The 14,225-nt window shown below is 35.5% G+C and carries 13 protein-coding genes; all 13 read right to left on the bottom strand.

Annotated elements, in window-relative coordinates; translation table 11 throughout:
* Nucleotides 1-237 precede the first annotated feature (237 nt).
* Nucleotides 238-1,569 (bottom strand): ABC transporter permease, encoded by a 1,332-nt coding sequence (locus tag Ana3638_RS08390; protein WP_161837622.1) that lies wholly within the window; start codon nt 1,567-1,569, stop codon nt 238-240.
* On the bottom strand, nt 1,559-1,831 hold the full coding sequence (locus Ana3638_RS08385) for a hypothetical protein (protein WP_161837621.1): 273 nt from the start codon (nt 1,829-1,831) through the stop codon (nt 1,559-1,561). The genes Ana3638_RS08390 and Ana3638_RS08385 overlap by 11 nt, the downstream gene beginning before the upstream one ends.
* A gap of 18 nt (nt 1,832-1,849) precedes the next feature.
* Nucleotides 1,850-3,049: a COG1361 S-layer family protein gene (locus Ana3638_RS08380; protein WP_161837620.1), complete on the bottom strand. Its 1,200-nt coding sequence runs from the start codon at nt 3,047-3,049 to the stop codon at nt 1,850-1,852.
* Complete coding sequence (locus tag Ana3638_RS08375) at nt 3,004-4,335, bottom strand: COG1361 S-layer family protein (RefSeq protein WP_161837619.1); 1,332 nt, start codon at nt 4,333-4,335, stop codon at nt 3,004-3,006. The genes Ana3638_RS08380 and Ana3638_RS08375 overlap by 46 nt, the downstream gene beginning before the upstream one ends.
* A 135-nt stretch (nt 4,336-4,470) precedes the next feature.
* Complete coding sequence (locus tag Ana3638_RS08370; RefSeq protein WP_202621628.1) at nt 4,471-5,235, bottom strand: ABC transporter ATP-binding protein; 765 nt, start codon at nt 5,233-5,235, stop codon at nt 4,471-4,473.
* Nucleotides 5,236-5,434: 199 nt separating this feature from the next.
* Nucleotides 5,435-6,352: an AI-2E family transporter gene (locus Ana3638_RS08365; RefSeq protein ID WP_161837618.1), complete on the bottom strand. Its 918-nt coding sequence runs from the start codon at nt 6,350-6,352 to the stop codon at nt 5,435-5,437.
* The gene (locus Ana3638_RS08360; RefSeq protein WP_161837617.1) at nt 6,313-6,627 is read right to left on the bottom strand and encodes a hypothetical protein; all 315 of its coding nucleotides are present in this window, start codon (nt 6,625-6,627) and stop codon (nt 6,313-6,315) included. The genes Ana3638_RS08365 and Ana3638_RS08360 overlap by 40 nt, the downstream gene beginning before the upstream one ends.
* A gap of 168 nt (nt 6,628-6,795) precedes the next feature.
* The gene (locus Ana3638_RS08355) at nt 6,796-7,416 is read right to left on the bottom strand and encodes a cytidylate kinase-like family protein (RefSeq protein WP_161837616.1); all 621 of its coding nucleotides are present in this window, start codon (nt 7,414-7,416) and stop codon (nt 6,796-6,798) included.
* 146 nt (nt 7,417-7,562) lie between these two features.
* Complete coding sequence (locus tag Ana3638_RS08350; protein WP_161837615.1) at nt 7,563-7,808, bottom strand: hypothetical protein; 246 nt, start codon at nt 7,806-7,808, stop codon at nt 7,563-7,565.
* A gap of 2 nt (nt 7,809-7,810) precedes the next feature.
* A complete protein-coding gene (locus Ana3638_RS08345; RefSeq protein ID WP_161837614.1) occupies nt 7,811-10,351 on the bottom strand; it encodes a transglutaminase-like domain-containing protein in 2,541 nt (846 codons plus the stop codon).
* A 14-nt stretch (nt 10,352-10,365) separates the two neighbouring features.
* Nucleotides 10,366-11,649: a DUF58 domain-containing protein gene (locus Ana3638_RS08340; protein WP_161837613.1), complete on the bottom strand. Its 1,284-nt coding sequence runs from the start codon at nt 11,647-11,649 to the stop codon at nt 10,366-10,368.
* Nucleotides 11,650-11,657: 8 nt separating this feature from the next.
* On the bottom strand, nt 11,658-12,599 hold the full coding sequence (locus Ana3638_RS08335) for an AAA family ATPase (protein ID WP_161837612.1): 942 nt from the start codon (nt 12,597-12,599) through the stop codon (nt 11,658-11,660).
* Between the two features lie 369 nt (nt 12,600-12,968).
* Nucleotides 12,969-14,030 (bottom strand): sporulation integral membrane protein YtvI, encoded by a 1,062-nt coding sequence (gene ytvI / locus Ana3638_RS08330; protein ID WP_161837611.1) that lies wholly within the window; start codon nt 14,028-14,030, stop codon nt 12,969-12,971.
* Between the last annotated feature and the right edge of the window lie 195 nt (nt 14,031-14,225).

Genomic DNA, 14,225 nt, shown 5'->3' with positions numbered 1-14,225 from the left:
CATACATGAAATAGAATGTCAATATTTTTTTAGACATTTTTTGATATTTTTATTATAGTCAAAGGTTTCACTTCTTATACACATTATCGTTTCGATTACAGGTAAATAATTAATACCTAGATAACAATACAGGGGCTGACGCAACATTGCGCAACCCCTGTACCGTTATCTGGGTATATCAATCCATTTTATTTTAAAAAATTTTAATAACTTATGTACTTACATATTTTAGGTCTATCAACCATCTGTTTTCATAGCTTCGATTGCACTGATTTTAGTAGCTCGGTTAGCCGGATAATAGCCGGATAAAATACCAACTAAAATTGCAAAACCAGCTGCTAAAAAGGGGAGCCATATAGGAATAACAGAAAACTTAGCACTTTCCATATCGTACATATAATTGGTTGATAATAAAGCTTTAAATAATGGCTGACCAAATTTATTAATCGCCCATGAACCAATATAACTTAGTATTATACCTATTATCCCTCCAATTAAACCAATCATACCTGCTTCAAAAAGAAATAGTTTTTTAATATCACGGATAATACAGCCTAATACTTTCATAATACCAATTTCTTTGGTTCGTTCATAAATAGACATAATCATGGTGTTGGCAATATTAATTGCTGAAACTAACATAGCAATGGCACCAATCCCCCCCAAAACCATTTGGAGCATATTAGAGGTCTTTTGCATCGGCTCCAGATACATAGCCAAACTTGAAGTCTGATAACCTAATTCTTCAATCTTATCCTGTACTTTCGTAACATTTTTGATGTTATCAACCGTTATTTTTATTGTTCCATAATTTTCAATGCTGGCTAACGCCTTTTTACGATCTTCTGCTTTTAGGGTGTTGGTATATTTTTTAAAAAGGCTTCGAAAATAATTAATGTCCATATAGCAAAAGTAATCATATTCATAATTTTCCGTTCGATTCATTACTGCAAAATCGTTAATTTTCAGGCTAAATGGTTTTTTCTTCTGATCGACCTGGTACCGATTAAAACCTAATGTTACCTTATCCTTGTTTAAATCAATTTCCTTTTGAGCACTGCTTCTGACGTATGGATTATAAAAATTCATAAGTGTATCACTGCCAAATACAATTACATGGTTATCTTCAGCCGAAGGATAACTGCCGGAGGTCAATAAAGGAAAATCAAACTCATCAAACATACTGCTGTCAACTGCATTTATCTGCACATAGGACTCATATTTTCCTGAATGCAGTGTAGCATCTGTGGATATAATCGGCGCTACTGCCTTAACATGTTCCAGTCCTTTAATCTGTTCCACTAAAGAGTCATTCATAACCTGCTCTTTAGAATTCACGTAGTTTCCCTCTTCATCCATAATATTAGCATAACGTTCTACATTTATGGTTGTTAAGCTGCCTTGCTCCATAACTTGTGATTTAAAGTTAGTATTCATTCCAATACCGATAGAAATCATAACTACAATGGAAATGGTACCTATGACCACGCCGGTAACTGTCAAAGCCGTCCTGGCTTTTCGGCGGCTTAGATTCCTTAGACCCATTTTTATTAAATCGCTAATCCTCATAAAGCTCATATCCCTTTTTTATTTTTCTTTTAGCTAATAAAATACCAAATAAAATACTTACTGCCATAGTAACTGCAGTGATTCCGATAACAAAAGGCCAGCTTGAGAGGAGCGGATCCTTGCCACCACCTGCCGTACCCGGAACTTCTCCCACTATTTCCCCACCGTCTGCTTCTGTACCGGATTCACCTGCGGCACTTTTAACCATCGCATCATTTAATAATACCTGTACATTAAATTCCTGATCCATAAATATAGTCATAGTTTCCTCCTTTCAGGCCTATTCTGCTTCTTCCTGCTTTCTTAATTTTCTTCTATATAATCCTAGTTTTACTTTTCTTGTGACTGGAGTTATTATAACTAAAATCGCAATTTGTAAAAGCACAAAAGCCCAAACTGGAAGTATAGGATGTTTTGCCGTATCCACAACCGGTATATCTCCTCCCATATCTCCTCCGTTTTGCGGTACAAATTCTCCTTGTATCATCCCCTCAAATTCTTTCTTTATAGTAACTTCATCACCGTTGCTGTCTTCAAAGGTTACTACCAGAGTTCCTTTTGCCTGCCCTTCCATTGTTGGTATTACTTCTAATTCTGCATATTCCTGGCTGCCTGCTTCCACATTACCGATAAAGTACATATTTCCCGTACTTAAAGAATAATCTCCTTCCACGGTAGCGTGAACATTGTTAAGAGTAGATTTACCCATATTAAAAAATTCAAAGGTTAATGCAGTTGGTTGGTTCACTACGGGAGCATCCCAGGAACCTACAACTACATTATCAACTACAGGTCTTGAATTTTCCACAGCCTGAAGATTAATTGTCTCTTTAGCCGTCTCTCCTATTTCTCCTGTCTGAGGATTGGGTTCAGCACCCTCGTATTCATATTCCATCGTTATTTCTAACGGGTAAGCTTTGGTTGTGGCATCTGCTTTTACTCTTAGTTCCAGTGTATTCTGCACCGTTTCTCCAGCTGGTATCTCAGTTATGTAGAAAGTGTTGCTGCCTTTGGTAACAGAAAACACATTATCTGCTTGTGATACAGTGACCTTTATATTTCGGGCATCCACACTGGAATGTGTATTTTTAATATCAAAATTAAAATTAAAGGTATTACCTGCTCTTAACTCCTCATTATCAGTTGAAAAATTACTTATAATTAATTTCGGTTTACTGGATCCTATTCCACTGTTTTGAACATTCTGAATGAATAAAGTTGCTGTATCGGACTGAGTTTTGCCGTTTGCTACTTTATAGTCCAATTTTAAGTTGAGGCTGTTTGTTCCCTCCGGTGCATTTTCAGAAACGCTTAACGGTATCGTAATTCTTTTCTTCTTAAGGCCATCTAATTTATCAATGTACTGATATGGTTCCGAATTCATCGGGGTAAAACTGGCACCCTCAGCACTTACTATAGAAACTTTAATTTCTTTTATATTAATTTTACTCTTATTTTCAAGATCAAATGATACATCCATACGAGCCCCGCATTAGGCTGTGCAGGATTCTGAGATACATTGCTTACTACTATATTCGGTTTACCGTCAGCATCCACTCCGTCAGCTGAAACTACCTCCAGATATAATGTTGAAGTTGTTGTAAGTTCAACACCTGCATCATCTTTATAGGTGATGGTTAAGGGCACTTCTTTTAATCCTGCCGTTGCATCATGGGATACAATCAATGGAATCTTTACATCGATTTTATTATTAAACTTTAAGTCTTTTACGGCTATGGTTTTTGTTGTATAACCCGGCAGAAAACTACTTGTACCCAATCCTCCAACAGAGACTTCTATTTCATCCGCTTTTTTCTCTCCCGTATTGCGTAAAGTGGCGACCAGGTTAAAGCTGTCACCCGCTTTCAATTCACTGGCATACTTAGTACTGACTACTTCTATCTTAGGAGCCATACTGTCATTTTTAATATTAAGATATATTTCAACCGAATTTTCGCCGGTTTCTCCCTCTTCATTTTTATATTCCATCTTAACGGTCAGTTTTTTAGTACCGGCTGTGGCGGTAGAAGAGATACTTACCGGCAGCTCAACATAACAAGCTGAGCCAGCAGGCACATTGCCATCTCCGTCTACAGATTGTTTTAACTTGGAATACCTGGGAATAATTCCTGCTTCATCATAACCGTTGATACTGAAATAGGCATCATGGGCTGTGATTTCTCCTTCATTTTTAATCAAAAATGATAACTTTGTATCATTACCTATAATTGCATCGTTAAATTCTATATTATCAACCGTCAATTGGGCGGGCTCTTTTTCTTTATTAATTACCAGATATGCAGTAGGAAGCTCTAAGGTAAATGGATCAACGGATTCATCGTCATGATCCACAGCAGTAAATTCCACACTTACCTTTAATTTATACCTGCTTATCTTTGCGGATTCTTTTACTTTAACATCAAATTCTATATATGTAACCTCATAATCCGATATTCCGGCCGGAGGATTTTCAGGCGTATTCCCCTCTGCAGAATAGGAAATATTAGATACCGTAAAAGGCATATCATTCGTATCTACTCTTATTAAAGGGTCAAAAATATAACCGTTGATTGCCCTGACAGGTAATTTAACGTGTACGGTTTCCCCAGGTATTCCTTCAATATCACTTACCGCTCCTTCAAATTTAATCGCCGTCGCTTTATTACTATAAGTTTCTGCATCTGCAATAATCACATTGCCAATTATGTTACTTAAGATTAATGCCAGAGTTAAGATTGCAGTACAAATTTTTCTTACTCTTTTCATTTTTTCTCCCTCTACTTCCTTAATTTTCTCATTCCCTGTAATTATCTGATCCGAAAAATCAGAAAATTTAATTATACGCAGCTTAATTTATATTCAATTACCGGCTTGCTATTATTGTGCAGGTGCTTCTATCAGCTAACCGGCAGGTGTTGTTTCGGTTTGTGTGGAGTCAGATTGCACTGATTCATATTCCGTACCGTTCTCATTATTATTCTCTTCCAAATTATTATTATAATCTTCATTTACACCATTTGGCTTGTGAACCAGTTCAACACTTTGAATTTTTCCATCTAGAATATGTATGATCCTGTCCGCAAAATCTGCCAGTCTTCTGTCATGAGTAACCATTACAATGGTTTGGTTATTATCTTTGGCTATACTTTTAATCAGATTCATAACTTCCATTGTCGTTTTTGTATCAAGATTACCGGTTGGTTCATCAGCAAATACAATTTCCGGTTTTGCTACGAAAGCCCTGGCTATCCCGACCCTCTGCTGCTGCCCGCCGCTCATCTCTTTCGGTTTATGAGATAATCTTGTACCCAGTCCAACTTTTATCAGCATATCCCTGGCCATCTTTTTTCGGACCTTTGTTTTGACTCTCTTAAATACTAAAGGAAATTCCACATTCTCCAAGGCCGTCATAGAACTCATAAGGTTGTAAGATTGAAAAACAAAACCTAAATACCGCTGTCTGAATCTAGCCAGACTGTTTTCGTTCATCTTATGTATCTTCTTACCCTTAATAATGATCTGACCGCTCGATAACTTCTCTATACCAGCCATTAGATTTAGAAGGGTTGATTTACCTGAACCTGAAGTTCCTAATAGGCAGCAAAACTCACCTTTAAGTATTTCAAAACTTACATCATCAACCGCATATATTTTTTCACTGCCCATTCGATATACTTTTTTAACGTTCTTAACCTCGATTATCTTCTCAATCTGGTCATCCACCCTGGCATCCTCCTCCCTTTTTAGTATTCTTGTCTCTCGTTTATGTTACTCTAAATTTATTAAATAAAGACTATATTATTTCTTACATTTTTATGACATTTTGTTAAATAATGTCAGGTTTTATTTAATATAATAATAATATCTAATCCGAAATATTGTTATTCTCCATTTCTTTTTTTTCCAATTGGTGATTAATATAACGTACAAATAAAACTTTAATAAGTGCACCTACCGGGACTGCCAAAAGCATACCAAGTAAACCTCCTATTGCGCTGCCAAATATCAAGGAGATTATAACTAATACGGGATGAATCTGAATACTGTGGCTAAGTAATTTGGGTGCTATAATATTTCCATCAATGGCCTGAATGATAAATAAAGCGATTAACGCAGCGATTAATGTCTTATACTGTCCATTAATAATACAAACCAGTGCGGTACTAAAATAAGCAACTAACGGACCAAGGTAGGGAACAAGATTAGCTATACCGGCTAATATACCGATAATCACCGCAAACTTTACACCGGTAATTGAAAGGGTAATACTGATTAAAATCACCATTACTAATGCATCTGTGAGCTGCCCTCTTATGTATCCGGAGAAGACGCTGTCTGCATCAGCCAGAAACTTTGCGATTCTTAGATTCCATTTATCACTTAATAAAGCTCTGCCAACTTTCTTTATATAATCTAAAATCATTTTTCCGTCAATCATAAAATAAATAGCAATGATAAATGAAAACAAAAAGGTAGTAATATAGGAGGAAATATTACTGATAGAGGATGCTATGGACATTCCGGCCATTTTTAAATAATTTAAGACATAGGTTGCGGCATCCTTAACATATTGTGTTATTTCATTGGATTGAATATTTAAATCATTCAGTTTGGTCAATATGGAATTATAGAAATCGTTAAATGTATTCAAATAAGAATTAACCAATACTATAATATCATCAAAATTAGCAAGTCTTAATTGGTCGGTTACGGTGAAAACCAGTATGGATATAATTCCGATAATTACAATAAAAACAGTATGATAGTTATCAAAACAGCCCATGACCGGGTAGCTTTTAATTGTCTGTTTTTAATTTTTATTTTCTTTAATTTTTCTTCAAAAAAATCATTCAACGGATCAAAAAGATATGCAAACACAAAGCCGAGTAAGATCGGTTTAGCCACCTGTATAAACCAATTAACTTTACTCATGATATCTTTTATGATAGAAGGAGCACTTTTTGCCACTAAACTTAAACAGTAAATAATGATACAGGTTACAATCACATATAAAGATATTAAGGTATATCTCTTATTTAACTTATTATTCCAATTCATTTCATTAACCAAACCTTTCAATTATTGTAGTTTTAATCGGAAGAAGCACCGGACCAGGCTCGACCGTTCATGAAGCGTCAATGCAGGTTCTCACGCGAAAATAATCTAGGTAATTACGACACTTTTCTTTTGTATCGCAATTACCCAGTAAATAAAGGTTATCCTATTTCATTTATTATTAGCGTATTCAATATAAGATTTAATGCAGTCTGCACAACTGTCAATTCCAATAAAATCACTTCGCAGGGATAAATGATAATTTTCTGCTCTTCCCCATTTTTCAGATGAATGATAGTTGTAATAGTTAGCTCTGCCTTTATCAATCTTTTGAATTCTTTCGATAACTTTTGCCTCCGTCAGATTATCCGATTCCATAACTCTCTTTATTCTGAAATCAATATCTGCCCAAATAAAAACATTTATAACTCCGGGTGTATCCTTTAATACATAGTCTGCACACCTGCCTACAATAACACATGGCCCTTTCTGTGCCACCTTCCGGATAACATCTGACTGAGCCAGATAAATCCGGTCATCTAAAGACAGGTTTGTAAATCCTAATTCCTGGTTTCCATATGCATTCATACCCATGGCAATGGAATATAATAAACTATTTGTTGCTTTATTTTCCGCATTCTCAAAAACTGAAGCACAAAATCCGCTTTCCTTTGCTGCCAGGTTTATTAATTCATTATCATAGAATGGGATTCCAAGTTTATCGGCAAGCTTTTTACCAATTTCTCTTCCTCCGCTTCCGTACTGCCTGCTTATTGTAATCACGTTTTTCATAAAATCTACCCGCCTTTCCCTTTTGCATCCATCACAGAATAAAACGAACAGAAGAAACTGACAAAATTACTATTTTTCACTATTATTATAGCATAGTTATTCTATCCTGTGAACTGAATTTTCTGGATTTTAGAAGTTCTTAGGCTTTAATGAAATACTTTAACAAACCTCAAGATAAACTTTTTTACGGGGGTGGAATTAGTATAAATTGCGTTTATAAGTTCCTGATAAAATTTTTCTGCTTCCCGGTATTCCTCCTTCGAAATGCAATGCTGGTCAAAACCCGCCTTTAAAACAATTCCATAAAACCGTACAAATCTGCCGGTTTTTATTAACTTCCAATCTTTCTCTACTTGTATCGCTGTCTCTTCATAGGCTAATTCTTCATCCATTTTTATATGATAAAAATCAAAGATACGCCTGATTTCTTTATATCTTTGCAGTACTCTTTTACTGAAGTTTGCTGCTTTTCTCGCTTTTTTCTATTATTTTGAATCAGTAAAGCGCGAAGAATAAAATACGATAAGATTACAATAAATAAAATGAGAGTCCATAGTATAATCCAACCGGCCTTTTTTAAGTACACCAGAATTAATACTTTCTGATTTTTATCCTTTAAAGTTGCACCGGCAGCTTCCGACTCCTCCTTATCCATATTGGGGTCTTCCGATTCCTCCAGGGAATTCTCAGCCTTAAGGGATTCTTTTTTATCCAAATCATTATCTTCCTTGTCTTCAGAAACCTCCGGACTTTTTGTTACCGCAGCATCTTTACCGGATTTTGTTATATCCTTCTCATCCTGTAAATTATTCCCATAATCCTCTCCATTACCGTTGCCGTTAAAACCGGGAGTGACTTCTACAGGAACCCATCCCAACCCGTCTACATAGATTTCTACCCACGCATGTGCATTGGCATCCGGGATATCGATTGACTTGGCGGTTACCTGATATTCTTTTTGTATCCCTTTCTCATATTCCTTAACAATCGCCGTGTCGCTGTCAGTACCTTTTTGCATATCAGCCTGTTTTACAATGTATCCCTCCACATATCTGGCAGGAACTCCCATAATCCGAAAGATCAATGTAGCAGCAGAAGCATAGTGGGAGCAATAACCGGTTTTATTTTCATATAAGAAATACTCTACAAAATCCTTACCTTTTGGTAAAATTCCAGGATTTAAGGAGTACGTTGTTTCATTGCTTAAGTTTTCACGAACCATTTTTATGAGATTATCAAGCGACTCTTTACCATACTGTTTCTTATAATCTCCATAATGAATTGCACCATAATCTTCTTTCAGGTGCTCCAGGCCTTGATCCGGAACCTGCGTATATGTTTTATAAACAAACCTCCGGTAGGCTTCTTCAAAAGACCGGTATTCCTCCATCCGATTAAGTATCGAAACATCCCCTTTACTTTTCTCATCGTTAAAACCACTGCTTGCCAGAGTACTGCTTAATAATCGTGAATATTCTTTATCCGGTTCAAACTGAAAAAGATCATTAAAACAGTTAAAATACTCCAGTCCATATGAAATCTGCCTCTTCTTTGGTGTTACATATTCCGGATTATCTACTTCCATTACGGAATCCGGTGAATAATTGGAATAATAAGGTGCATAGATATAATCAGAATCAGAACGAATACCATCTACTTCCATATCACTTATGGAATAGCTAAAATCGGAGTAGGATTTTCCATCCAATTGTTGAATCAAAGATAAAAAATAACTGCTTTGGTTTCCGATCCGAAAATCACTGTTTTTCCATAAATCCTCTATTTTTTTGTATTCCTTAAGCTCTGCCTTACTTAATCCTTCCCAATAGTTACCTTTATATTCACTTCCCACATAACCTTTCAAATAAAGACTAGGACCCATAACCGCAGTCTTAATCCTAAGCACAGTCTGGTTATTAAAATTTACTTCTCCTATTCTTCCCAATTTACCGCCGCTCAAACCACCTGAGGCGGTAATCCCCTCAAACAGGTCAAGTCCGTCTACCTGAATGGAACTTACCTGACTGATTGCTTCTTCCAGATTAAATTCCATCATTTGTTTCTGGATTTTATTTTTCGTATTCGTTATATTAAATTTCTTTTCATAAAAATCCGGTGTAAAAAGGATTGATACTATTAAAATTAGACCCAATAGTAATACAGATAAAAAACCTCCTATTTTCAATCCTATGATATATCTGAATTTTTGTTCCAGTAACCGATTGTCTGTTTTTTCATTTTCTGCTCTTCGTTTTTTGTAAAAACTTTTTAAATAATAATGATGGTGTTTCTCTTTTAAGGTGGTTCCTATTCCGATAATACTAACCGCACAAGCCAGATAGATTCCAATAGGTACAGGCGATGGAATACATCCTACGGTAAATGATAAAAAAACAATCGGTAAAGTTACGATTACGAACAATGAGCGCAGGGTATTTAACAAAATTACGCAGCTTAACAGCAGGTTCAACAAAATAGTAACAAAAACAAAAAATATGGTAAGTACCATTTTAGGATCATAATCGTCTACTAAATATTTGAAAACATTGGTACCTAAATAAGTATTCAATTTACTGATATAAATATTTTCCAAGTTCCAGAACCCATTTTTTATCTCATCCCAAAATACATAACCTGCAATCAGATAGATCAGCATAAAGAAAGGTATGCCGTATTTAGCCAGACCTGGTGTTGAAAATGCGGCAAAGAAATATAATGCGGCAAGAAAAACAACCGCAAATAAACCACTTTTATATACATCTATACCAAGTCCACTGGTTAAACTGAATGTGGTTCCGTATACCCCTGCTATTATAAGCATATACTGCAACAACTTAAGTTGATTTGATATTTGTATCTTATTCGTCAGTGTAATTCGGTTTCTTCTTGTAAACTCAATTCCATTATCATTTTCTATTGTATTCCTGTGAAACAAGGATATACTCCTTCCTAAGCTATAAATCCAACAGCTTTAATTGCCGATTCCATATTATTACTATCAATCTCATGTAAAATAATATTGTACTCACGTAATACCGTTTTTAATTTCTCACTTACCGGGTTTTTGTCTAAATAATTGATATAGAGGATAGTAAAGAAAGTATCTTTATGATTCTCAGACCATTCAAAAATATCCTCTTCTCTAAATTCAGAGGTAATGTAAAATACATGGGTATAATTTTGCTTAATTCCGTATCGGTTTTGTTCCGAAAAAATGGAGGGATTATTTACCGGATACTGTAATTTTAAAAGCTGTCCTATTGCTGCTAAGCAATCTGCTTCTGTTTGAATGGAAATCTCTTTGTGTTCACTATTATCATTTTCATACCATAACATCTTGAATCTATGTTCATAGATTAATAGGTTATAGGCAACTGACATGGCGCAATCCAGTAACCCATCCACAATCTGAAGCTTTTTTTCATATTTGCCGTCATGATACCGTATATGCGGCGTCTCAAATAATAGAGAATGCACTTTAGAATGAGCATTCTCTGCCGCAGGACAATTTAAATCTAAAAAAACTGCTATAACCTCTTTCACCGGCTCACTATATTCCTTTACCATTAGCTGTTCCTGTTTTAAAGTGAGTTTTCGGTGAATACGGTTTGGTCTGTCCCCTTCCCTGTATTCTCTGATGCTAAATACTTCCGAGGGGTCATCACCGGGTCTGATGGTTGAATATATTCCACTGTCTATGTTAATAAAATGATTCTCTTTTATTAAATCAACAGGTATTTCATAGGTTTCAGGCAAAACTGTTATATGAATTTCCTGCTTACTTTTTCTGGTAAAAGACCAGATGTGAAAATAGTCATATAAGGTAATACTTTTCACCTTAAATAATATATTACCGCTGTATTTGGAGCTTATTTGGCAGGATACATTCTGAAAACTCTTCTGGTCTAATGTCACCTGTATATTTTCCTTATTTCCCTCTCCCAAAAATTCATTGTAATACTCAATTACTATGTTCATACGGGCTATAGGAAAAATTGAAGTATTGTTAAGATTAACAGTCAGATTCAGAAATTCGTGTTTACCTGCCGTTTTCGTAGTACTGTCCAGTTTTATTATCACCTTAAAAGAGCAATAAACAGCTATAACAAGAAGAACCAGCGGCAGCACCACCGCAGTTAAAAAGATTATCCCTATAAAATACTCATTATATAAAATGGCAAAAAAACCAGCAGCAATAAGAAACAGAAGATATCCCAATTTATTTCTGGCCATATAACCTCCTATCCTACCCTGGGGGCTTGTACCTGCTGTAAAATGGCATCTATCAGATGGTCCATTGTAACATCATTTAACCTTGCTTTGGGTTTTAGCAGTATACGGTGAGCGGTTACATCACCAAAAACCGCCCTGACATCATCAGGTATCAAATAATCCCTGTTATGAATAAAAGCATTTGCCTTTGCCATATTGGTTAATGCGATAGTTCCTCTTGGACTTAACCCTAATTCTATATAGGGGTTTTTCCTTGTTAACAGTATTAAATTCACAATATAATCATATATACTGTCATGAATAAATATTTTCTCCACCTTAGCCTGCATTGCAAGAATTTCTTTTTTGTTAATTACTTTATTCACATTGGATAAAGGATTCACCGACTGCCTTCCTTTTAACATGTTCACTTCACTTCGTATATCCGGATATCCCATAGTTAATTTTATCATAAAACGGTCTAATTGTGATTCAGGTAACATCTGGGTTCCGATGGAGCCGATAGGATTCTGGGTAGCAATTACCGTAAACGGCTTTGGTATCTCCTTTGTTATACCATCAACAGTTACTGTTCCTTCCTCCATAACTTCTAATAAGGCTGATTGTGATTTCGGTGAAGTACGGTTAATTTCGTCTGCTAAGAACAAATTACACATTACAGGACCCGGTTTAAATTGATCGTCTCCATTTTCTTTACTAAGAAGATGATAGCCTACTACATCTGTTGGCAGAACATCGGGTGTAAACTGAAGTCTGTTGTGTTCTAAATCCATCGCACGGGAAAATGCAAGTGCAAGAGTAGTCTTTCCCACACCTGGAATATCTTCGATTAAAATATGTCCTTTTGCCAATATTGCAGTTAAAACTTTACTTATAATATGATTTTTGCCGATTATAACTTTACCTACTTCATTTATAATCTGTTGTGTATTTTCTGAATAAATATCCATAATTGTAATCCCCTTAAACTTCCTCATTTCATGCCATAATAAATAACTATAGCTTATATTGTAAATAATTGCAAGTCGCAGAATGAACGAAACGGACAAGTCCGCATCAACTCCCCTGTTCTCTTAGAGGGCATTCCCTCACTTTTGAGGGACTTGTCCGCTTTGTGCACCGAATGCAGTCATAGCAGTTATATCTGCCCAAAGGATATTCTCCATTTGCACTCCTGCCCGTCCACCCGGTGGCTTTTTCTTTCACAGGGAAGTCCGGAGAGCGTTCCTGTAAAAGAAGAAAGAGTCTGCTTAAAACTTAACCTTATTTATAAGTTTTAAACAGACTCATGTTGTTTTATACATTTACTTCCATTTTTGTTAACGAAAGAGATGAATGGTCCCTTCATCATTTAACTTTTTAATAATTGTGGCCGTTACTGGAAGCAGGAAGATACCTACCACTCCTAATAGCTGTGCGCCTACAAAGATGCAGATTAAGGTTACAACCGGGTGAAGACCTATTTGCTGCCCGACTACTCTGGGTTCTAAGGTTTGTCTTACTACGGTAATAACAATATATAAAATCAGTATCCCAATACCCATGGTATTATTTCCGAAGATAAAAGAGAGAATTACCCAAGGCAGTAATACCGCTCCGGTGCCAAGTATGGGAAGTATATCTACAAAAGCTACCAAAGCCGCTATAAGAAAAGGATTCGGTACTTTTAAAATCCAAAATCCAACGGATAATTCCAAAAATGTAATAATAATTAAAGTGGTATAAGCCCTGATAAATTTACCCAAAGTACCAATTATATTATCTTTCATCAGAATAATCATATTTCTCTTTTCACTGGAAAATTGTTTCAGTACAAAACCTGCAATCCGGTGATAGTCAATTGTAAAGAAAAATGTTGATACTATCGTAAAAATAAAATTAATCAGTATGGAAGGAACCTGTCCTGCAAAACCGGTTATGGCACCTACTACGGTAGAAGATGCTGTGGTAAGGAAAGAGAAGATAGATTCATTGATACTGTTAAAAATATCTTCTAAATAAAATTCAATATCCGGGAACCGTTTCAGTAAATCTTCCGCAGCTTTATTCAGCGCAGGATTAAGAGAATCTTCATATATCTTAGGCAGCTGATAAAATAAATTCTGAACAAAAGAAACTACCCGTGCACTTACCAAAGTAGCTAAAAAGGCAATAAAACTATAAAAAAGCAGAAGAATAAAAATAGAAACAAAAGAGCGTTTCAAATGCAATTTACCTGAAATAATATCTATGAGAGGGCGTAACAGTGCAGCAACAATTAAACCAATGACAAATGGCATCAGCAATGGTAGAAAATATTTAATACTGATATATGCAATTCCTAATATAACTGCAAAATACGCAAAATGTATAAGAAACGCCTTTTGCTTATTTAAATTCATCCTTCTTCTCCTATTTTTATAGAGTCCTGTAGGTATTTGCGAAACTATTGTTTTCTGAATAACCATACAGTTAATACGAATTTCAGAGCTTCAGTTGCCTTTTAGGCAAGATTCAGCTCTGAAATTGTATTAACTGCATGGTATATAATAGAACAATCCTGTTTCGTAATTGTTTATTTTATATTCATGTCAAAA

The sequence above is a fragment of the Anaerocolumna sedimenticola genome (genome assembly GCF_009931695.1).
GTDB lineage: Bacteria > Bacillota > Clostridia > Lachnospirales > Lachnospiraceae > Anaerocolumna > Anaerocolumna sedimenticola.
Note: the sequence above shows the minus strand (reverse complement) of the source record. Positions and strands in the feature narration are given on the sequence as shown.